The organism is Dyella sp. PARNA 12/25 (assembly GCF_055702865.1).
In genome coordinates, this window is record NZ_JBVQCI010000001.1 from 716,502 (window position 1) to 737,724 (window position 21,223).

Below are 21,223 nucleotides of genomic sequence, written 5' to 3' on the forward strand. Positions count from 1 at the left end.
CCATGACCGACGAAACACGCCTGGCGCATCTACGCGCCAAACACGAGCGCCTCACCGCAGAGGTCGAAGCGATCAACACCCGCTGCATCGCGGAGCACGGCCGCACGGCCGCACGGCCGACGACCTCATGGATGCCTACCTCAACGGCGAAGTGGAACTCCTGGATGTATTCAGCAAGCCCGAGGTAAATACTCTACTAGACCATCTCTTGACGCAACGGTAACTCGCAGAGATCACCACCGAGGTGACGTCATGAGCATCTCTGCCGGCGAGCACAAGATGTTCAATACGATCCGCCGCGCGTGGCTGATCGATCTATTTGCTGGCAGTGATGCGCCGATAGAGGTCCGTACTGAACAACTGCAAGTAATTCGGTGCGCGGTTGATAGCTGGCACGGCTACCAGGGCCTTAGTGAGGCGGCGCACCGCAAACTCGATCAGCTCGTGCAAATCATCTTGCACGCTGAGCGCCTGATCCATGAATTCGACTGCGTCATAAAGCTGGAGCCGATGTTCGATGTCGAGTCACGCACACCCGTGAATGTGCGCGTATTGATTGATGAGACCACCGCAGAGGCCACCCCGTGAGCGACACCCTCGTGTTCACCGCCGAGTCCGTCGCCGAGACCCTGGGCACGTCTGCTGCTGCGCTGCGCGACATCAAGGGTTTCCCGCCACTGGTCGACGGCGTCGATGCGAACGGCGCCGCCGTCACCGGCTACGACGCGCCGCAGTTCGCCGACTGGTGCAGCAACCTCAGCCAGGAGTCCAGGCGCAAGGCGCGCGCGCTGATCAGCATGGCGGAGGCTGCGGAGATCCTCGGCGTCGACGTGGACGATCTCGTCCAGCGAGTGACGGAAGGTATGCCGCGCCACGACCGCATGGCGCCCGGCGCCGTTTACATCGGCGAGTCGGCGGCGGTGCTTACCCGGGAGGAGGTCGAGAGCTACCGCGATCGGCTGGGCGTGATGAAACAGGTGTCTAGCGGCTCCGTGCACTGAGCCGGACGACAGCACGAACTACAGGCCCGGCCATCTGCCGGGCTTCTTCTTTTTGGGATATGGGTCAGCGCCAGCACTGCGGCCAATCTATCAGTCGTGATGATGATTTTAGTCCGACCGTATCAGTCGTGATGATGGACGCCAAGCGGGCCGCCGCGTCAAGCAGACTTTGGGCCAGGCATCACTTTCTCCTGGGGGATGGAGCCCAGACCACGTCGATATATCAGGGTGTGTCGTGACACCACCATTCGTGGCATAGCGCTGCTTTTGATGGGAATAGACGGACCTGGATGGTCAACGGCAGTCGGCGTAAATCCTGATGATCCCGTAGAGGGCATGACTATGACGACCGAGCAACGCGCCAAGCACAACCAGTACAACCGAGATTGGAAGCGGCGCCGATACCAGACGGACCCCGAGTTCCGTCGTGCGCAGATCGAGTCCGCGAAGCGTTTCTCCGTCAAGAAGCCTGCAGCCGCGCTCAGTCCCGAGCAGTTGGCTCAGCGACGCGCCAGCGATGCTGCGCGCCAGGCACGCCACCGAGCCGCAAGGCGCGCTGCTGCCAGCGCAGCACTCTGATTCATCTGGCCGTTTGATCGGCCACCAGCCCGCGAAACTCGATCAACTGCCGGTGACATCGGCGGTTGAAATTTGCGCGCCCATCTAGTCGTGACACGAACATGGGCGCGTAGCCGGAGGTCCGGTTATGGGTAGAGCGCGACGCCGAAAGGCGGACCCTTTAAAAGCGAAAACCACCGGTTAGCGGCCAGTGGTTTTCAGATGGAGCAACAAATTGTCTCGATGCAATTTTACCACAACCAACGCCGATGCAACCAAGTCGGATCAATCGAAAGCGCCAAAAAAGACCAAGAAGGAACCACCGCGATCGCTGTCGCTAGCCGAGGTCATCGGTGAGTTCTGCGGTGCAATGAGCGCTGAGGGCATCGGCCCGGCTGACCCGTCGCAGATCGTCGCATCGGGCGAGCTGGAGCGTTACGACGTCATTGGCGACAAGCGCAAGTCCGCCACTGGCTGGTACATCCTGCACGCCGATCGCTTCCCGAACGGCAAGTTCGGCTGTAACAAGCGCTACGGCAAAGACCACGACTTCATCTGGAAGTCCGAGCACACCGAGCGAGCGCCGATGAGCGAGGCCGATCACGCAGAGATGAAAGCCCGCAAGCTCGCGCGCGAAGAAAAGGCGTGCGCTGATCGAGCGCGTGTGGCTGAACTGGCGGACGGAATCTGGAAGAAAGCAAAGGCGCAGGGAGAGGCGTGGGACGGGGCGCATGCGTACCTTGCTGCCAAGGGTATCCAATCATGCAACGCCCGCATCGGTGACTTTCCCATATTCGACAGCGACAACGGGGAGATCAAGCACACCTACAAGGATGCGCTCCTCATACGTGCCCGCGACACGGATAACCGCACGCACACGCTGCAGGCGATCATTCAGCAGCACTGTGAGGATGGCTCGACTAAGTTCAAAAAGCTATTCATGTCCGGCGGCGCAGTGCGTGGGCATTTCGCCACGATTGGGAAGGCACGCGAGGTCGACGACCGCAAGATCATCCTCATTTGCGAGGGTTTCGCAACCGGCTCCACCATCCACGATGCGACCGATCACCTTGTAGTCGTGGCATTCGACGCGAGCAACATGCTGCCGGTCGCTGAGGCGATCCGTGCGAAGTTTCCAGCGGCAGTGATATTGATCGCGGCAGACAATGACGTGTACACGGTCACGCCAGTGAATAACCCCGGCCTCACGGCGGCACGTAACGCGGCGCATGCCGTTGGCGGATTGGTCGCATGGCCGGAGTTCCACGACCTATCTGATGAGCGGGACGCGGAAGGCAAGCTGATCGACCGGCCAACGGACTGGAATGATGCGCACCAGCGACCCGGCTACGGCGTGGAGTTCGTCAAGGCGGGCATCGAGACGGCCATCGAGGCTGCGCTGCATCCGGCGCCAGCACCGGAGCCGGAGCAGCCAGACAACGACAACCAGGACGACGCCGAGCCGGACCCGATGAAGACGGATGTCGTACAACACGCCGACGTCCAGCAAGCACCTACGGCGCAGCGTGACGGCGTGCAACTGGGGGGCATCGCGCAGGGGTCGGACAAACTGCCTTCGCTGAGTCCGTCCGCGCGCACTTACCTTGATAGCGCGTTGGGTGCGCTCAATCACGACGGCCCGTGGCCGATGGGCAAGAGCGGCGATCTGCACGCGTTCCTCAACCATCGGAAAGAGGTTGTTTTCCTTCGTTCGGCTGATTTGTTCAAAGATCACGGCATCCTTGAACTGCAGAGCCTCCTCAATTGGGAGGTGTTCCTCACGACGCAGGGTAGGAGCAGCGGCAAGGCCGGGAAGGATGGCGCACCGCGCAAGCTTGACCGGACGCTGATCGGGAATTACCTGCTTGACCTGTCGGCGCTCATTGGTGACTTCAATCCCGCGCACGTTCCGACGAATGTAATGCGCCCCGATGTGCTCGCGCGCAAGGTGGCGATCGCGGAAATGCGGGTGCGACCGAGCGCGCAGACGATTAGCCATTTCCTGATGATCGACCCGGCGTGGAAGGGCGTCATATGGGCAAACACGTTCGCCATGCGCGTGGAGGCGCGCATCGATCCGCCGAGCGGTGGCGGGGCTGGCTCGTGGACCGACGATCACACCACGCGGCTCTCGGCTTGGTTGGCGGCGGCGTACAAAGTGAAAGAGGTGAGCAGCCGGGCCGTAGATGGCGCGGTGAACCTGTTGGCCTCCGCCGATCAGCAGCACCCTGTGCACGTCTACCTGCACGGCCTGAAATGGGATGGCGTGTCGAGGATTGACGGCTGGATTCGCGACTATGCCGGAGTCGAGGATACCCTCCTTGCTCGCGCCTTCGCGTCGAAATCGCTGATCTCCATGTGCGCGCGCATCATGGTGCCAGGGTCGAAGGTTGACACCGTGCCGATCTTGGAAGGCCCGCAGGGTCTGAAAAAATCAACCTTGATCGAGGCCCTGATGCATGACAAGGAATGGTTCACGGATTCGCTGGACGGCAATCTGGGCAACAAGGATGCTGCCATTGGACTGATCGGCAAGTGGGCTGTTGAAGTCCCCGAGCTGGCAGCACTTGAGAGCACCGGCGCGAAAACGGCCAAGGCGTTCTTTTCCCGAAAAGTAGACCACTACCGCGCACCGTTCGGGATCAAGGCGGAGGACCATCCGCGCGCGTGCGTGTTCTGGGGATCGGTTAACCGGGAGGGCGACGGTAGCTATCTGCGCGACCCGACAGGCGGACGCCGATATTGGCCGATAGCGATGACCCGCATCGACCTGGCTGGCCTGAAGGCGGCACGTGATCAGATTTGGGCGGAGGCGTTCCACCGCTACAACTCTGGCGAGCAGTGGTGGTTGCATGACGAACTGGAGGCAGCCGCCAAGGTGGAGCAGGCCGCGCGACAAGAGAGCAATCCGTGGGATTGTCACCTTGAGCAGTTCATGGCGATGGCACCTGTACGCAACGAAAAGGGCGGCCTTGGCTGGATCGCGCGCAAGGCCCCCCTACTCAAGACCACGACCACCGAGATTTTCGAGACGTTCATGGGACGTGCCCTGGGGGCGAATAACACCCCTGACTCGAAAGCCATCTGCAACGCACTGAGGTCTGCCGGGTGGAAGCAATCGAACAGCAGGGCGCAAGGTGGTCGCTTCTGGTATCGCGACCCACCGACCGAGAGCGACGTGGGCGGCGAGCAGGACATGCCGATCTAGGTTGTGAAGTGGATGCAGCAAAGGAGCCGCCGACAAGGCGGCTTTTTTGTGGGTGACTGCAACACTTGCAACACCACCGTATTTCTTGTGTTGCACAGGAAGCTTTGGGAGACAAGGGCTACAACACTACAACACTGCAACACTTACTTCTTAAGACTTTTTTATCTATACGAGAGATTGCCGCACAGGAGGTACATGTGATGGCGCGCATCGCACGCGTATATAGAGAAACAGTTTTGAAACCCTATGTGTTGCGTGTTGCATGTGTTGCAGACCGACCTTTCCATCAGGCAGAGCCGATCATGCGGATGAGTCTGGTCTCAATCGCTGCGCTGCTCCAACACGGGCGCCGCTCTTTGCCATTCGCCACGGTCCGCTGCGGGTCGAAAGCGGAACAGCGCCACCAACCAAATTCGCTTCGCTGACGTTAGGGCGGTACTTTCCGAATATCCAGCCTTCCGCGAAGTAGCCCGGATTGCTTCGGGAAGGTCGCCTCCAAAAGCCCATCTCACTCTGACCCGCTTTATACCTTTCGACTATTTCTTGATGATTGTGCCGCGCGGTGGGCGAAGAGTGGCGGGCACCACGTCCTGCCCGGCCAAGATGATTTCGTTTTCGTAGGGAGACAGAAGCTCGCGCTGGTTGTGCATCGGAGTGCGGTCGAGAGGTACGTCGACGAATTGTGTCGGTCCGCAGTTTCGGTAACCGCAACCGAACTCGACGAAACGTCGCCCGGAGTTTCGCCAGAGCCGAGCGCCCTCAGCACACTGTCTCGGGCGAAAAATCCCTCCCAGGTCAAGGGGCGGCATGTCACTTTCCCCAAACTTGGACACTTGTCTTCCACCAGCAGGTAGATACGCGTGTCCAGCGTAGGCCCGATGCATGCGTGCTAGAGGACAGACCCTGCTTTCGTCCCGATCACCAGCGGCGTCACCTGCCCAAGGTGCCCGTAAAAGCCGGGTCCGAAACGTTCAGCGGCGGAAATCAGCTGCTGAGCGGCAGTCGGATCTCCGAGGCTGATCAAAGTGCGAATCGCTATGGCCTCGCGTATCTCGCCATTCATCACGGGCATGCCGGGCTGGACCTGGCCGACAGCCACCAGGTGATGCGATTCGAATCTGAGCCGGGTCCACCTTGCATACTTTCCGTCACAGTCAGCCTTGTATGAGTACCATTCTGGCGGCATTTCCAGTTGGTCACCGTTGTGGACGAAGATCGCCTCCCCATGCCACTGGTTACCAGCACCGTCGGTGACATCCGCTGATACACGGACGTAGAAATTGCCGTCGATGCCACGCAGAGTGATCTGCCACCCGTTGTTAGCGTCTCCAGTAACTGCGACCAGTACCTGCGCGACTGTGAGAGGTCCGTCCAGGTAGGGAAGGATGAGCGGATCAAGGTGTTCAACCTCCCCGGCCAATTTTAGCTGGCCATCAGCGATAGCTTGCGGCGCGTTGCTCCAGGTTGGGCGCGGATCCAGGAACTGGGTGTTCCCGAGCATGTTCCAGCTGAAATTACCCAGCTCGATTTGCCAATTGAGCACCGTGATTGGCAGCGGTGCGTCACGCAGTCTCGCGCGCACGCTGAAGGTTTCATCCCAAAATGTGCGTAACGTGTTGAACTGGTCCGCCGGGCAGCCCCAATCGGTTGCCTTAAGACTGAGTTGCCCTTTAATGGGACGCTTGTGGTTCCAGGTGCGCGATACGAGTGTCGCGTCAACGAGAAGCGACGGATTGAATTCGTTCCAGCGCGGCTCGCGACAAATCAGACCCGCGATGAACAGGGAGTCGGGTTCAATCGTGATCTCTGCTATTCGGGTCGGAAACGGCTGCTGCGGCGTGTTGATGGTGATAGATTTCGGAAACTGGGCTTGCATCGCCTCGTTGATCTTCTGTTCGAGGTATAGGCTGAGTAATACCATCACCGCCTGCCAGTTACTCTGCCCGAGCGCAAGCTGGAGAAGCCCGAGAACGGCGCCCGTGAATGAACTGGCGCCGACGTTAATGTTCGGTTGATGAATGTTAAAGCTCGAGAGCACTTGTCCGAGGTTCGTGACTCTGACGAAGATATCCATATCACCGCTGGCTGAGAACGAACCATCGCCCGTGATCAACTCAACTGATCCGGCGGCCTCGAAATGGACCGAGATGCTTCCTTGAGCGAGATTGACGTCGAGGCGATGCAGCATCGGTACCAAGTCGCTCTGCGCGAATGGGACATGAATTCTTTTGATTTCGACCGTCCCTTGGCCGCAAGGGGGAGGCACCGCCAAGTCGATCTGCTGTTGGCCGCCTGATACCTCAGGTCCACCCGGCAATGGCGAGCCCAGCCAAGTGTCCTCCAGGGCGGCGGCCTTATTCTGTATTCCCGTGGTGATGTCAGTCTGGACGTCGGCCTTGGCGCGATCGTAGTAAATCTGGAAATTCTGACCCGGATCCTTTGTTTCCTCATCGAGCAAGTGCTGAAGGAGATTCGCGTTGGCGTCGGCGGTAATCTGAGGTAGGTCGTTGTTGCGAGTCCAGTTGAGCCAGGAGTTGTATTCCCGTTGAGAGACCAGGAAGCGAATGACGTTATTGCGGACGGCCGGACAGCCAATGACCATCCTGAAAGCGTCCGCCGAAAGGAGTAAGGCAACGCGGCGGCCAGGGACTGCCGTGAATTGTCCCAGTTGGTTATAGAAGAATTCTTCCTGCGCCTGGGCGAGGTCGCCGCTATGTTTGCCAGCGATGCTTCCTCCGCTCGCAGCCGCGCGGTAATAACCGAATACACCGAGAGTTTCGCCATCGATCCACGCCACGGCCGGGATTGCCGACAGTTGCTGCGGATCGTTACTGTCGACGCCCAATGTTATGGAGAAGCCGAATAGCGGTAGCGATTGAGTCCCTATCGTGCCGAGGAAGTCGGAGAACGCTGTCTGAAGGGCGGCAGCCACCCGGTCAGCGCCGCCAGTTCCCAGAATCGAGTCGGCTGCGCTGCGCGTCATTGGATCTAGTGTGACGACCGGATTGCCGACAGGGAACTGGAAGACGGGAGTGTGCATTGAGTTTGGGGAGTTATCCGGAACCGCAAACCCAAGCGGAACATCCACGGTCAATACGCCATGAATTTCGTTCAATGCGCGGAGCGAGGCGGACGCTGAGCCGCCTCCGAATCCCACTGCTAACTTAGTTAGCGCCTGCCCAATAACGGGTTGAATCTGCGCGCTCATGATCAGCCTCATCGTCAATGTTCCGATCGAGCCGCCGAAATTGACGCTGAAATCCGTGCTGAATGGCCCGCCGAACAAGTAGATTGACTTGCCGTCGAGCGGATTTGTGATCGAAACGAGATTGAGCAGATCGCAGATCGTCTCGATGTGCACTTCGCCGATGACGTCGAAACCGGCAAGATTAGCCATCGTGTCTTCCCCTCGAATGCGCTGCGGCACCCTGGCGAGATGGGGGTTCGATCGTGCGCGCCTTCGTCCATGACCACAAGTGCCTCAGTTGCATCGCACAAATGGACGTGTGTTGTGTACCGGCTATCGACAGTCTTTCGGCTCAAATCACGATCTCGGTCTAGGCTGTGGGCGCCCAGTTCAACGAGCGAGACATCAAGTCACCGTGCGGTTGCCCAGATGGTCCACGAATCCCCATGTAGCTCCGATGAGGCTCGCGAGTACACCAAGACCACGGGGGGGCCGCTGTCACAGGTAGGCCCGGGACCATTTGATGGAACCAAGGAAGGGGCGTACCACGTTACAAGCAAGGGAGGGGATTGCCCCCTCGCCCCCATGGTGAGCGTCAACGGGGAAACGCCTATGCGGATGGTAGTCGTGACGGCCTAATCGATACTGGATTGATTCTTTATTGAGACCGGCAAGGCATGGCACGCAAAGCGCACGACCAACGGGACGAGGCCATTGAGGCCCTGCGTCAACTATCCAACGAGCACGGCGTCAAGGAAGGTTGCAGGCTTGCACGCGAGCGGTTCCCAGATATCCCAAAACCCACATGGGGACGCTGGCGTGTCGAGGCTGTTGGTTATCAGCCCGAGCAGGAAGCACGCGACACCGCGACCAGGGCGAGGGTGGGGCGTGAGGTGCGGGCGACCATTCCGGCCATCAGCGAGCTGGCGCCAGCTGCTGTCGACGTGATACCCGCGCAGCGTCGCGCCATCGACTTTTGGCGGCTTATCGATGAGCTGGATCAGGACGCCACCTTGATGCGTGACTTTGCCGTTACGAAAAATCCCGATGGCACCCGCAAGTTGCGCGTGCCGATGGCATTGGTGAACGCTCACCGCATGCGCAGTGACCTGATCAGATTGGCACTGGAGCATGCATCGATCGCATGGAGTGCCGAGCGCAACCGCGAATTTCAGGAAGCTGTGATCGAATGCGTTGGCGAGGCATCCCGTGAACTGCAGATGGCAGTGATCAGCCGCCTGCGTAAATTGAAGACCAACAATGAGGCGAAATATGGAATTTGACCTGCCTGCCATGAATCAGGCCGCACGTGAGCTACTGGTCGGCGTCGAGCGTGACATTGAACTCTTGCGTGCTGCAGGCGATGAGCGCGGCGCGAGGCGCGCGACCAAGCGCGTCGAGCAGTTGCGCCAGTCACTGGCGCGCATGTCGGAAAGCCAAGCGCATGACAAGAAGAGGAAGTGAAGTGAGAACAACCGAAAGCATTGCCGGCCACATCGCCCGCTTGCGCCCCGGGCGGCCCGGGATTTCCGATTGGGCACAGCGTGAGTTTGTGCGCCTGGGCACCAGGCTGGAAGCCGCTGCTGCGATGCCCGTGGGCCAGTGGCGCAGCTTGACCTTAATGGCTATCGAGCACCAGCTCAGCGCGCTTAACGCCGAGTTGGCGCGTCTGGAGACGCCGGTCATCACTCCGCGCGTCACCCCGGGAGATGCCGTATGAACACGCACGACGACAGTGAGTTGTTCAACCTGGTGTTGCGCTTGGTCGCAGCCCACGTCGAGCGCGCCGAGGGCGGCCTGGCCGAGTTGCGCGGTAAGGGGCGCGGGGCGTTCATCGCAGACCGCACGGCCGAACTTGACTCGATCCGCCAGCGCCTCGCAAAGGCCAGGACCGTCCCGGCGACCGAGGCTGCGTTAGATCATGCTCACGGGCTTATGCGCGACACCGAGCGGCTCCACGAGTCGATCATTGCCGCAGTGGTGGGTTGCGAAGCGGAGATGTCGAGGTGGATGGCTCAGGCCGGCATCGCGTCCTGACGCGCCCCATGTGCGCACCAAAGACAACAAAGGCCCTACGGGGCCTTTGTTTTGCTCGTTTGTTCCCTGACTAGAGATCAGGCTCTGTTACGCCGGCAGGTTCTTCTGATACAGCTCTGCGATTTCGCCGGCCTTCTTGCCGATCTTGACGTAGAGGTCATATAGGCCGTGCGTCTCGCCACGACCTGCGTACGTCTGGGCGGCATCGAGAAGGTCTCTCAGCTCAAGCTTCTTGAGGTCGATATCGTGTTGCCATTGCGGTTTTGCCATTGTGCTTCTCCAGGGTTTGGCAGTGGGTAAGTCCGGGAGATCATGGTACGCGGGATGGGCGCTCTGTTGCCGGGGCTCACGCGTTGGTCGACGTCGACAATGGATGCGCCACCTGGTATTTCAAGTAGTCCTCATTGCCTGTTTCGATGTGCTCAAGGTTGTCCTTGTCTTTCTTGTGGGAAATGAAGCGCAGATTTTCGACCATGTGCGCGGCATCCGATCTTTGCGGAGGCGCGAGTCGCTTCCAGGGTTTGACATGATCATTTTTGATTCTCCGGCTTGTCACGACTTGCGGGAATAAGCGGGCTGTTAGCGGTTCATCCAGTCGTGACTCGAAACTGGAGGTACACCAACCAGTCAACGAATTCCCCATGTCACTCGAAGCAAAAAACTCTCTCATGTCCGACTTGGAGAAGCGGCAATCGCAGTTGCAGGCCGACATCCAAAATGCAGCCCGCGGCGGCGGTGATTCGATGCAGCTGCGCCAGGAATTGAGAGTCTTGCAGCAGAAGTTGCAGGCCGCCCGCAACGACGTCGCCTCGATGCAGGCCGCCGGTCGCCAGGCCGCCGCCAGCGTCACGGCCAAGGCCGGCAACGCGATCGCCGGTGAAGCCATCGAGCGCATCCTCAGCAGCGCAGAGCCCCATGCTCAGATCCTGGCCGCCGGTGTACCTGCACTCGACCTCTCCGGCTCGCAGTCGGTGATCGCTGCAGGCCAAAACCTGGCAGCCGCGCGCCAGCGTGTTGCTGATGCCGAAGCCGAGCACGCCAGCGCCACGGCTGAAGCCGACGATCTGGCCGGTAAAGGCGCCAGCAAGCGCGAGCGCCATGCTGAGATCTTGAGCCAGCGCACCAGTGGCGATGCGGGCGAGGGCGGCCACGCCGAGCTGTATGCCATTTCCGAGGACGAAAAGACCATCTCCGGCATGCATGCCGCCGCGAAGGCGAAGGCCGACGGCTTGTTACCCGCAGTGAATGAAGCGCGCACCACTCTCCACGATGCCGAAAAACAGGCCGCCACGATTGAGCATCGCCTGAGTGCAGGGCACTTGGCCGCACACTGCAGGGCCCTGGACGCGGCACTCGTCGCGGCCCTGCGAGCCTGCCAAGTCGAAGGCGCCAAGGCTGGCGTTGGCATCGGTGCGCTGGTCAAGACATCTCTCGAGCTTCGGACGTTCGTGTCCACCGGAAACATCCCGGCACCGTTCGTCCGAAGCGCCTGATAGAGGACCGCACGCATGCGTTTCCAGACAGGCAACCCCGGCCGCGCCAGGGGCGTTGCCTTGCTCGCCACGATTCAACGTGACGTGCGGAAGTCCGCTATCCGCACGATTGGTCCGCGCGCGCCTGAGCTGCTGGACCTATGCGTTCAGCGCGCACTTGCCGGCAATGAGTTGGCTCTCGCCGCATGCATCAACCTCATGGCGGAGATGGTCGGCGAGAAGGACTCAACCAAGCAGCAGACGCCTAGCACGAGCCAGGCGTCTGCTACGAATTCGGATCAGGACAGGTATGGGGCCGAGTCCTGATGCGATCGGCATGCACCGACGCGAAGCCGTGCATGTCAGCCCACCCGGCCGCTGGCTCCACCCCTGGCCGAGGTGGGCACCTTTTCAACGTGGTGACGTCCTGCTCGGCGTCACCAAAGTGGGGGCGGCAGGCATGACTCACCTCGCCGCCCCTGCGACCCAATTTGATGATCATCAAGGATGAACGTGCAATGGCAACAGAATTTGAGCAACTAGCCACGAAGCTGCACTCGCTCGCTGAGAAGAAAAAGGCGCCGCTCGCGCTGCTGTTGAAGAAACCGGAAGCGGAGCGCAACGACCACGCTGACGACGATGTAGGGTGCCTCGCGAAGGCCCTGCAGTACGCACACAAGGCAGGCGCCATCACCGGCGCAGAGGCTGCGCGCCTGGATCTCATTGCCTGCCAGCACAAGTTGCCCGCCAACGTGCGCACCGCGCTGCTCGCCCTCGATCTCGGAAGTGAAGCATGCGCCGCGTAGAAATCCCTGTTGAGGCCAAACTCAACACCGGCGACATCGACGGTGAGCTAAAGCAGCTCACCGCCAAGATCAACGCGCTCGGCGCATCCATCGCCAAGGCGAACCACGTCAAGTTCAACCCGATCACCAAGGCCTCGCTTGATGACATGACGCGGATGAACACCGAGTTCGAGAAGCTCAAGCGCACCTCGCAACTCGGCCAGGACTTGAATCGCGCCGGCCAGGGCATCAAGTCGTTCCTCGATATTGACTGGAACACCATCGCAACCAACAGCATCGCGCGTGAAGCGCGGCGCTGCGGTGCGTTCAATAAAGTGTTTGCCGGCAGCGGCGCATCATTCACCCAGCCTGCGCCTACGCCTAAGCCCGTGCGACGCGGTGGCGGTGGCCGCCCGTCGCCTGGTGACGGTGGCTCGCCGTGGGGCAATGCCGGCCGAAAGGTCGTCAGCTCCGGCCTCAAGGCCGCTGGACCCTTGGTCGGGATTGCTGATGAGGCGATCAGCGCTGGTACCTCCGGCGGCGTCATGGCGGGCATGGCCGGTCTGATCGGCGGCGTTGTCGCGCTGGGCGTCGGTAAGCTGGTCGGCGGCGTCATGAACAAGATCGGCGACGCGCAGCAGGACTCCATTGGCTACGACACGCTACCAATGGGTTCACCTAGAGACAGTCAGGTTGGCGAACGACGTACAGCTGTTGCGTGCTGACGGCCATACTAAGTTGGCTGAGAGCGCGGAGCGTGATGTCGCCCGCACTCATCGGCGTGTTGATCGTCATTTGGCCGCGCTTCCAGAGGAACTGGAGGGGGCAGTACACGAATGAAGCTACTTCTCGATGACGTTATCGCGGCAATGGAGCGGAGTCTTACGTCTAGTAGCGACGCCAAGAAATAACAATTGCGCTTCGGCGGCAGCAATCAACGCTACATGGCGACAAACCGAACCGTTGCGCCGCTCCCTTTGAGAGCATCCTGCACGGCCGCTCGCTCGCTTGGCTCGCTAACAATGAGCACCACAATTCCCTTGAGCGAATTGGCCTTGAGTTGTTTGGAGACTTCACCAACGAATGTTGTGGTCTGCTTGGCGTTGGGGCCGCCAAGGATCAATAGGCCACCTGGCATTAGAAGGGGGCCGACACTGTGGACCACGGAATCAACCTCGTTGTGGCGACGCTCTTTGGCACCGACGTCGTTGCCGGCTGGGATGACATAGATGTAGGGCTGCATGCCCACGTCCTTAACGCGTAGCTTGCCCTGATCGGCCAAATAGCTACCCCATGTATGTTCATCGGCGGTGTCAGCCGGCCTGGCGGGCTCAGGCACGTCGCTGGTTGGTGCGGAGGCTGCCTCCGTCGCGGTCTGCTGATGGCAGCTCGATAGCCCCAGCATGAGGAACCATACGCCGAGTAGATATCCTTTGTTTCTCATAAGCGCTCCTGACCCTCGAGGCAATTGTTGAATTGCGGCGCTGTACCACCGAACAGTTGGTTAACTACGGAACTGATCCATAGTTTTGGCACGGATTCCACCGACAATGTTGACAACCCAAATTGAGGAGCTCAATAGTGTGAACGTGGGGAGTCCGCTTTTGGGGCGCTGACAATTGATCTGGCCGGCCGATCCGAGGGAACGGCAAGGAAGGGCGTGCGCATGGAATCGCAAGGCAATCGCAGGCGTGAAAGCGGTGCTAACGGTGTGCGGGGTTCAAACACGGAGCGCTCTCGCGGGCTCAAGTGGATGGCCTTTTGCCGGGCACTTACATGTGGCGTGCTGGCGTGTATCGGCCTCTGGGGTGGATGGGCGCAGGCGCAATCCAGCAACTACACCTACGATGCCAATGGTCGCCTGGTAGCGGTCACGCAGGGCACTGGCACCAGTGCCCAGTACAGCTACGACGCATTGGGAAACCTGGTGCAGGTGACCAGTGCGCCGGCAGGACAGCTTGCGGTCTTCGCGTTCTCCCCCACACATGGCGTTGCTGGCACGCAGGTGGCCATTTCCGGCCAGGGTTTCAGCTCGTCGCCTTCAGGCAACACAGTTACCTTTAATGGGGCTGTCGCAGCGGTTCTTTCGGCCTCGAGCACACGACTTACCGCCACAGTCCCCACGGGGGCTACGACGGGTCCCATTGGCATGGGCGTAGGCGGGGCCGTCACTAGTACAGCCGTGCCGTTTGTTGTGGATAGTACGGGGCTGCCGCCCACCATCGACGCCGTATCACCGATCGCCATTCCGGTGGGCGGTACGTTGACGGTGACCGGTGCACACCTCAATCCGATCGCTGGCCAAACGGTGATGGCTTTGGGTGGTCGGGGTGTTTCGGCCACGTCCTCGATCAGCGACAACCAAATCCAGCACACCGTAACGGCCAACGACACGAGTGGCTTTGTCAGCGTGGAAACACCCTACGGGCAGGCCGTGAGTGTGGCCCCGGTGGTTGTCGCTCCTGCAGGCGTGAGTGCTTCTGGCGTGGTTGCAACGGCGTATGCCGCTGTCGGTAGTGGCAACGTCAATCTGAACATTAGCGCTGCCCACCAGGTCGGCGCCGTGCTCTTCAACGGCAACGCCAACGATTGGATCAGCCTGCAGCTCAGCACCATCACGACCCAAGCTAGCACTATCAACTACGCCGTTTATGCGCCGGGCAATCAGCTCATTCTCCAGGGCACGGTATCGCGCAACGCGCCATCGATACATCTTCCGCAGTTACTCGTCGGTGGCACGTATTTGGCAACGTTCTCGCCCGACACGGCGGGTGCCCAATTGGCATTAGGGATTGAGAACGGCGGCGTCCTGATGCTTGGAACTCCTGCCACGGTTGCGACGGCCGTTGCGGGGCAAAGCAAGCGGTTACTGTTTCCGGCGGCAGTTCAGCAGATGCTGAGTCTCTCATTCACCAATGTAACGACTAGCCCGCCTGGTCAAGCCATTGGTTATGCCATCTACAATCCCAGCCAATTTAGCTATTTCAATACGTCAAGCACGAATAATGGGACCATTGTGCTGACTTCCCCTCCCAGTTCCGGCACGTATCAATTGATCGTAACCCCTGGTGTTGGAGCGACCGCTACAGAGCAAGTTGTCCTTCAGCCGTATCAGCTAATGGTCGTTGGACAGCTTCGTAACTACAGCGGCTATTTCCCCGGACAAACAGCTAACTTCACCTTTACGGCCAATCAGGGCGACAACCTGGAGTTAACGGCCAGCAACATGGCCATTTCGGGTACGACGACGAATCCCGCGGCAATCAATGTCTACGATGCAAATGGCGTGTACGTTGCGGGTGGCGCCAATTGTTACCGGGGGTGGACGTGTCGATACCCTCTCTGGAACCTGACGGCGGGAAAATACACGGTCGTCGTCTCCCCGCCCGACGCAAACACGTCGATCGGGCTTGACCTGATGCTTGGTGCAGATATTTCGGGGCCTGCGCTCGCTGCCAATGTTCCGCTCACGGTCAATCTAAGCCAGGGTCAAGTGGAGCGATTGACGTTCAACGCCAACGCTGGCGATAGCGTCATGCTCAACGTGGCCAACGCAAACACCTCAAATCCGGCCGGATTGCCGGTGACAGTGAGCGTCTATCGTCCTGACACCACCCCGCTCACCACCGGAAATTACTACGCAAGCGCCGGCATCGTGGGCTCCGGTCCTGTCAATTTGTTGAACCTTCCTGTCAGCGGTACCTACACGGTCATTGTCAGCACGTCCGGTGTTCCTGGTGTGGCGCAGTTGACTTTCTCTCCCTTGACCGCGCAGCCCATCGTCGCCAATGGAGCAAATCAGCCATACAGCGCCGGCGGACCTGGTAAGTCGGCAATTATGGTCTTCAATGCCAATCAAGGAGACAACTTAGAGCTGACACTGAGCGGGGTGGCGACCGGAGCAAATGGGACGGCGGTGGCGGTGAATGTTTACGACTCTAAATTCACCAATATCAGCAGTAATACGGGTTGCTATCAGGGCTGGACGTGCCGATATCCGTTATGGAATCTCTCAGCAGGGGCATATACGGTGGTTGTCTCGCCACCTAGTCAGACTAGCTCGATCGGTTTCAACGCCATACTCGGTCCAGATATCAACGGACCGACATTGACTGCAGGTACCTCGACCTCCATCGGACTTGGGCTGGGTCAAGTGGAGCGGTTGACGTTCAATGCGACGGCAGGGGGTACTGCAACTCTCAATCTGTCACAGGTGAGTACCAGCAATCCGACTGGCTTGCCTATGACTGTGAATGTATACCGACCCGATGTTGGTGCCATAACAGCTACGAATTACTACGGGACGTTCAACGCGACCAATGCGGGCTCATTGACGTTGCCAAATCTGCCTGTGAGCGGAACGTACACGGTCGTGGTTTACACCTCAGGTGTCATTGGCTCCGGTACGCTGATGCTGATGCCGCCTTAGGCACCATGAGGTGCGGTCACGAATGCGGTGCGGTACTACCGTACAGTTGGTGAACTACGGAACTGATCCATAGTTTTGGCACGGATTTCACCGACAATGTTGACAACCAAAATTGAGGGGCTCAATAGTGTGACTGTGGGGAGTCCGCTTTTGGGGCGCTGACAATTGATCTGGCCGGCCGATCCGAGGGAACGGCAAGGAAGGGCGTGCGCATGGAATCGCAAGGCAATCGCAGGCGTGAAAGCGGTGCTAACGGTGGGCGGGGTTCAAACACGGAGCGCTCTCGCCGCCTCAAGTGGATGGCCTTTTGCCGGGCACTTAGCTGTGGCGTGCTGGCGTGTATCGCCCTCTGGGGTGGATGGGCGCAGGCGCAATCCAGCAACTACACCTACGATGCCAATGGTCGCCTGGTAGCGGTCACGCAGGGCACTGGTACCAGTGCCCAGTACAGCTACGATGCATTGGGAAACCTGGTGCAGGTGACCAGTGCGCCGGCAGGACAGCTTGCAGTCTTCGCGTTCTCCCCGACACATGGCGTTGCTGGCACGCAGGTGGCCATTTCCGGCCAGGGGTTCAGCTCGTCGCCTTCAGGCAACACCGTTACCTTCAATGGGGCTGCAGCAGCGGTTCTTTCGGCCTCGAGCACACGACTTACCGCCACAGTTCCCACAGGAGCTACAACGGGTCCCATTGGTATTAGCGTCAGCGGGGCCGCCACTAGTACAGCCGTGCCGTTTGTTGTGGATAGTACGGGGCTGCCGCCCACCATCGACGCCGTATCACCGATCGCCATTCCGGTGGGCGGTACGTTGACGGTGACCGGTGCACACCTCAATCCGATCGCTGGCCAAACGGTGATGGCTTTGGGTGGTCGGGGTGTTTCGGCCACGTCCTCGATCAGCGACAACCAAATCCAGCACACCGTAACGGCCAACGACACGAGTGGCTTTGTCAGCGTGGAAACACCCTACGGGCAGGCCGTGAGTGTGGCCCCGGTGGTTGTCGCTCCTGCAGGCGTGAGTGCTTCTGGCGTGGTTGCAACGGCGTATGCCGCTGTCGGTGGTGGCAACGTCAATCTGAACATTAGCGCTGCCCACCAGGTCGGCGCCGTGCTCTTCAACGGCAACGCCAACGATTGGATCAGCCTGCAGCTCAGCACCATCACGACCCAAGCTAGCACTATCAACTACGCCGTTTATGCGCCGGGCAATCAGCTCATTCTCCAGGGCACGGTATCGCGCAACGCGCCATCGATACATCTTCCGCAGTTACTCGTCGGTGGCACGTATTTGGCAACGTTCTCGCCCGACACGGCGGGTGCCCAACTGGCACTGGGCATGGAGAGTGCGGGTATTCTTTCGCTCGGATCGCCGTCTTCGGTAGCTACGGCGATCCCTGGCCAAAGCAAGCGGTTGCTTTTCCCGGCAACCGCACAGCAAATGCTGACCCTGTCGACTACTAATGTGTCGACCAGCCCGTCAGGCCAAACGGTTGGCTATGCCATCTACAATCCCAGCCAATTTAGCTATATCAATACGTCCAACAAGGGGAATGGGACCATCGTTCTCACCACCCTGCCAAGTACGGGCATATATCAGGTGGTTGTTGCTCCAGGGGCGGGAGCTACTCTTACGGAGCAAATTGTTCTCCAGCCGTATCAGACAATGAACATTGGGCAGCTCCGCAACTTCAGCGGCTACGGTGCCGGCCAAACGGCCAACTTCACGTTTACGGCCAATCAGGGCGACAACCTGGAGTTGATGGCCGGCATTACGGCCATGGTCGGTTCGACCGCGTATCCCGCGGCGATCAATGTTTACGATGCAAATGGTGTGTACGTTGGTGGTGGCACACAGTGCTATCTAGCGTGGTCTTGCGGATACCCTCTCTGGAACCTGGCTGCGGGCAGGTACACGGTCATCGTCTCTCCACCCAATGCATACACGTCGATCGGGTTCGACCTGATGTTGTCTTCCGATATACCCGGACCGGCGCTTGCTGCCAATGTTCCGCTCACCGTCAATCTGGGCTTGGGTCAAACGGAGCGATTGACGTTCAACGCCAACGCTGGCGATAACGTCATGCTCAACGTGTACAACGCGAATACTTCGAATCCGACCGGGCTGCCGGTATACGTGAGCGTCTATCGACCAGATACCAATCCGATCACCACGGGAAATTACTATGCGAAGGCAAGCATAGTGAGCGCCGGTCCTATCAGTTTGTTGAATCTCCCCGTCAGCGGAACCTACACAGTCATCGTTAGTGGGTCCGGTGTTGCATGTACGGCCCAGATCACATTGTCCCCATTGATTGCGCAATCCATCGCTGCGACTGGCGCAATTCAGTCTTACAGCTCGGGTGGGCCGGGAAAGTACACCGTGTTGACCTTCAATGCCAACCAAGGTGACAACCTTGACTTCACATTGATTTACCCGACGACGGGAGGGAGTTCATCGGTCATTCCCGTGAATGTTTATGACGCAAGCTTCAACAACATCAGTAGCAACACCAACTGCTATTGGGGTTGGACGTGCGGGTATCCGTTGTGGAGTCTCGCCGCGGGGACGTATACGGTGGTGGTATCGGCTCCGAGTCCGACAAGTCCGGTGAACTTCAATGCCATGCTCGCGCCCGACATCATCGGACCGGTGTTAAATTCGGGCACTCCGGTTCCGATTAGCCTTGACTTGGGGCGCGTGGAGCGACTGACGTTCAATGCGGTGGCGGGGAGCAGCGCCACGCTCACCTTGTCCCAGGTCACCACAAGCAATCCGCCTGGATTGCCGTTGTACGTGTACGTATACCGCCCGGATGTGGGTGCCATCACGCCAAAGAATTACTACCAGACGTTTAGCACGACGAACACGGGCTCGCTGACGCTACCGAATCTACCCGTGGGTGGAACCTACACGGTCATCGTTACCGGTTCTGGCGTGGCTGGCTCCGGCACGTTGGAGTTGATGCCACCCTAAGGCCAAGGGTGTCACGGCGTTTGGCGCTACTTCTGGGAGCGTCGACGTGGCCGGCGTCTCGGTAATCAGAGGCGAGCCCTAAAGGGGCAGTGACAGACGGTTTCGTGGCACAGGAAAGCTGGCGTGGTACTTGGGTGCGAAGGTCTTCGTTTGCGCAAGTCACACATCAATGCCTGAAAGGGCGGTGGCACTGAGAGGTGCATCGTGAAATCGACTTCAACACGGGTGGCGAAGAAGTTCGCTTAGTTTCAATGCAGACGACTCTCAACAGCTAAGCCATGTGGCGATGGACCATGAATCGCACCCTGACCGTGACATGCCTGGTCGCGCTGTCAGTGGTGTTTTCCCTTGTATTCGTTGTGGGAACACATCAAGGCAAAGGAAGGTCTTCGTTGATGGCAATGCGGGTCGCCCTTGGCAAGAAGCTCTTTAGTGATCCATCGCTAAGTGTCGATGGCTCGCTAAGTTGTTCGTCATGTCATATGCCATCTCGCGCTTTTGCAGATGGGCGGACCGTTGCAGTGGGGGTCTATGGGCGAAAAGGAACGCGCAATACCCCGAGTCTATTGACGCTCGCCGGATCCAAAGAAGTGTCGTTCTTCTGGGAGGGGCGGCGTGATTCGTTGGAACAAGCCGTGCTTGACCCACTCATCAACCCGGTGGAGATGGGGTTGCCTGACAGTAGTGAATTGCTTCGCCGAATCCAGGCCAATGCCACGTATCGAGACGCCTTTGCGCAGGCATTCCCGGACACCCAGGACTTTTCGGTGGGTGACGTGGGTTTGGCCTTGGCGAGTTACGTTCGATCGCTTGATCCACCGCCGAGTGCCTACGACCGGTTCACGCAGCAGGGAGACTCGGCGGCGCTGAGTTCACGAGCGAAGCTTGGGCTTGCCCTTTTCAAAGGGAAGGCCCGGTGTGCTGAGTGTCATTCATTGCAGGGCGACTCGGCGGACTTGACGGATCACGCCTATCACCGTACCGGTGTCGGGCTCGATGCCATCAGCCACAACTTGGCGATTCTCACTGAAGGTGTCATGGAGCGCTCTCTCACAGATGGGGCGATAGGTAATCGCATCGCTCTCCATGCCGATGAAGCCGAACTTGGACGATTCAACGTGACTCAGAACCCGGCCGACATAGGGCTGTTCCGCACGCCATCGCTTCGCGGCGTTGCTTCAACAGCGCCGTATATGCACGACGGGAGCGTGCCTACCCTGAGTGATGCCATTGATCGCGAGGTCTATTACAGAAGCCTCCAATCGGGGTATCCCATCAACCTCAGCGTTGAAGAGAAACTAGACATTGAGACCTTTCTGGAGGCGCTCTAATGCGGAGTGATGCACCGTGGGTTCAGGGCAGGTGGCCGTTTCCATGGAAGGTAACGATTGGGCTAGTTGTGCTTTTGCTCGCTGACAACCCACTCGGTGTTCGAATAGCGTGGGCCGGTAGATTGCTTAGTGAGAGATCAATCTCTCGATGGGTGGCCAAAGGCTCTTTAGCCTCTGTCACTTTCGTGATCGGACGCGCACGCACAGTCATCAAAGGTTTTGTCCCCGCCTGATAAGGGA

The 21,223-nt window shown here is 59.3% G+C and carries 20 protein-coding genes; 16 read left to right on the forward strand and 4 right to left on the reverse strand.

The window, feature by feature from the left end; genetic code table 11:
• Window positions 1-2 precede the first annotated feature (2 nt).
• The 5 genes from AC0GUR_RS03485 (at window position 3) to AC0GUR_RS03505 (ending at window position 4,767) form a co-directional block, all read left to right on the forward strand.
• Window positions 3-188: a hypothetical protein gene (locus tag AC0GUR_RS03485; RefSeq protein WP_472876075.1), complete on the forward strand. Its 186-nt coding sequence runs from the start codon at window positions 3-5 to the stop codon at window positions 186-188.
• Between the two features lie 64 nt (window positions 189-252).
• Complete coding sequence (locus AC0GUR_RS03490) at window positions 253-588, forward strand: hypothetical protein (RefSeq protein WP_472876076.1); 336 nt, start codon at window positions 253-255, stop codon at window positions 586-588.
• Complete coding sequence (locus tag AC0GUR_RS03495; RefSeq protein ID WP_472876077.1) at window positions 585-1,001, forward strand: hypothetical protein; 417 nt, start codon at window positions 585-587, stop codon at window positions 999-1,001. Before AC0GUR_RS03490 ends, AC0GUR_RS03495 begins: the two co-directional genes overlap by 4 nt.
• Before the next feature lie 336 nt (window positions 1,002-1,337).
• On the forward strand, window positions 1,338-1,580 hold the full coding sequence (locus AC0GUR_RS03500) for a hypothetical protein (RefSeq protein WP_472876078.1): 243 nt from the start codon (window positions 1,338-1,340) through the stop codon (window positions 1,578-1,580).
• A 565-nt stretch (window positions 1,581-2,145) separates the two neighbouring features.
• Window positions 2,146-4,767 carry a VapE domain-containing protein gene (locus AC0GUR_RS03505; RefSeq protein WP_472876079.1) on the forward strand — a complete coding sequence of 874 codons (2,622 nt, stop codon included), beginning with the start codon at window positions 2,146-2,148 and terminating at the stop codon, window positions 4,765-4,767.
• A gap of 889 nt (window positions 4,768-5,656) precedes the next feature.
• Here AC0GUR_RS03505 and AC0GUR_RS03510 read toward each other — a convergent pair.
• Window positions 5,657-8,164, reverse strand: coding sequence for a hypothetical protein (locus AC0GUR_RS03510; protein WP_472876080.1), 2,508 nt, complete (start codon window positions 8,162-8,164; stop codon window positions 5,657-5,659).
• 467 nt (window positions 8,165-8,631) lie between these two features.
• Here AC0GUR_RS03510 and AC0GUR_RS03515 point away from each other — a divergent pair, with 467 nt between their 5' ends.
• The 4 genes from AC0GUR_RS03515 to AC0GUR_RS03530 are packed head-to-tail and all read left to right on the forward strand — an operon-like array spanning window position 8,632 to window position 9,991.
• The gene (locus AC0GUR_RS03515) at window positions 8,632-9,237 is read left to right on the forward strand and encodes a hypothetical protein (RefSeq protein ID WP_472876081.1); all 606 of its coding nucleotides are present in this window, start codon (window positions 8,632-8,634) and stop codon (window positions 9,235-9,237) included.
• Window positions 9,227-9,418: a hypothetical protein gene (locus AC0GUR_RS03520; protein ID WP_472876082.1), complete on the forward strand. Its 192-nt coding sequence runs from the start codon at window positions 9,227-9,229 to the stop codon at window positions 9,416-9,418. Before AC0GUR_RS03515 ends, AC0GUR_RS03520 begins: the two co-directional genes overlap by 11 nt.
• Window position 9,419: 1 nt before the next feature.
• Window positions 9,420-9,674, forward strand: coding sequence for a hypothetical protein (locus AC0GUR_RS03525; protein ID WP_472876083.1), 255 nt, complete (start codon window positions 9,420-9,422; stop codon window positions 9,672-9,674).
• The gene (locus AC0GUR_RS03530; RefSeq protein ID WP_472876084.1) at window positions 9,671-9,991 is read left to right on the forward strand and encodes a hypothetical protein; all 321 of its coding nucleotides are present in this window, start codon (window positions 9,671-9,673) and stop codon (window positions 9,989-9,991) included. The genes AC0GUR_RS03525 and AC0GUR_RS03530 overlap by 4 nt, the downstream gene beginning before the upstream one ends.
• A gap of 87 nt (window positions 9,992-10,078) precedes the next feature.
• Here the strand turns inward: AC0GUR_RS03530 and AC0GUR_RS03535 are convergent, their stop codons facing one another.
• Together AC0GUR_RS03535 and AC0GUR_RS03540 are read right to left on the reverse strand one after the other, a co-directional pair.
• Window positions 10,079-10,261 carry a hypothetical protein gene (locus AC0GUR_RS03535; protein WP_472876085.1) on the reverse strand — a complete coding sequence of 61 codons (183 nt, stop codon included), beginning with the start codon at window positions 10,259-10,261 and terminating at the stop codon, window positions 10,079-10,081.
• A 76-nt stretch (window positions 10,262-10,337) separates the two neighbouring features.
• Window positions 10,338-10,466, reverse strand: coding sequence for a hypothetical protein (locus tag AC0GUR_RS03540; protein WP_472876086.1), 129 nt, complete (start codon window positions 10,464-10,466; stop codon window positions 10,338-10,340).
• Between the two features lie 193 nt (window positions 10,467-10,659).
• On the opposite strand from AC0GUR_RS03540, the gene AC0GUR_RS03545 reads away from it, so the two are divergent.
• The 4 genes from AC0GUR_RS03545 to AC0GUR_RS03560 all read left to right on the forward strand — a co-directional run bounded on the left by AC0GUR_RS03545 (window position 10,660) and on the right by AC0GUR_RS03560 (window position 12,973).
• On the forward strand, window positions 10,660-11,484 hold the full coding sequence (locus AC0GUR_RS03545) for a hypothetical protein (protein ID WP_472876087.1): 825 nt from the start codon (window positions 10,660-10,662) through the stop codon (window positions 11,482-11,484).
• Window positions 11,485-11,499: 15 nt separating this feature from the next.
• Window positions 11,500-11,790, forward strand: a complete 291-nt coding sequence (locus AC0GUR_RS03550; RefSeq protein ID WP_472876088.1) for a hypothetical protein — start codon at window positions 11,500-11,502, stop codon at window positions 11,788-11,790.
• A 167-nt stretch (window positions 11,791-11,957) separates the two neighbouring features.
• Window positions 11,958-12,269, forward strand: a complete 312-nt coding sequence (locus AC0GUR_RS03555) for a hypothetical protein (RefSeq protein ID WP_472876089.1) — start codon at window positions 11,958-11,960, stop codon at window positions 12,267-12,269.
• Window positions 12,257-12,973, forward strand: a complete 717-nt coding sequence (locus tag AC0GUR_RS03560; RefSeq protein WP_472876090.1) for a hypothetical protein — start codon at window positions 12,257-12,259, stop codon at window positions 12,971-12,973. The genes AC0GUR_RS03555 and AC0GUR_RS03560 overlap by 13 nt, the downstream gene beginning before the upstream one ends.
• 215 nt (window positions 12,974-13,188) lie before the next feature.
• Here AC0GUR_RS03560 and AC0GUR_RS03565 read toward each other — a convergent pair whose 3' ends face one another.
• Window positions 13,189-13,491, reverse strand: coding sequence for a hypothetical protein (locus tag AC0GUR_RS03565; RefSeq protein WP_472876091.1), 303 nt, complete (start codon window positions 13,489-13,491; stop codon window positions 13,189-13,191).
• 423 nt (window positions 13,492-13,914) lie between these two features.
• On the opposite strand from AC0GUR_RS03565, the gene AC0GUR_RS03570 reads away from it, so the two are divergent.
• The 3 genes from AC0GUR_RS03570 (at window position 13,915) to AC0GUR_RS03580 (ending at window position 20,983) form a co-directional block, all read left to right on the forward strand.
• Window positions 13,915-16,677, forward strand: coding sequence for a beta strand repeat-containing protein (locus tag AC0GUR_RS03570; RefSeq protein ID WP_472876092.1), 2,763 nt, complete (start codon window positions 13,915-13,917; stop codon window positions 16,675-16,677).
• Window positions 16,678-16,889: 212 nt separating this feature from the next.
• Window positions 16,890-19,652: an IPT/TIG domain-containing protein gene (locus AC0GUR_RS03575; RefSeq protein WP_472876093.1), complete on the forward strand. Its 2,763-nt coding sequence runs from the start codon at window positions 16,890-16,892 to the stop codon at window positions 19,650-19,652.
• A 293-nt stretch (window positions 19,653-19,945) separates the two neighbouring features.
• Window positions 19,946-20,983 (forward strand): cytochrome-c peroxidase, encoded by a 1,038-nt coding sequence (locus AC0GUR_RS03580; RefSeq protein ID WP_472876094.1) that lies wholly within the window; start codon window positions 19,946-19,948, stop codon window positions 20,981-20,983.
• Window positions 20,984-21,223 lie beyond the last annotated feature (240 nt).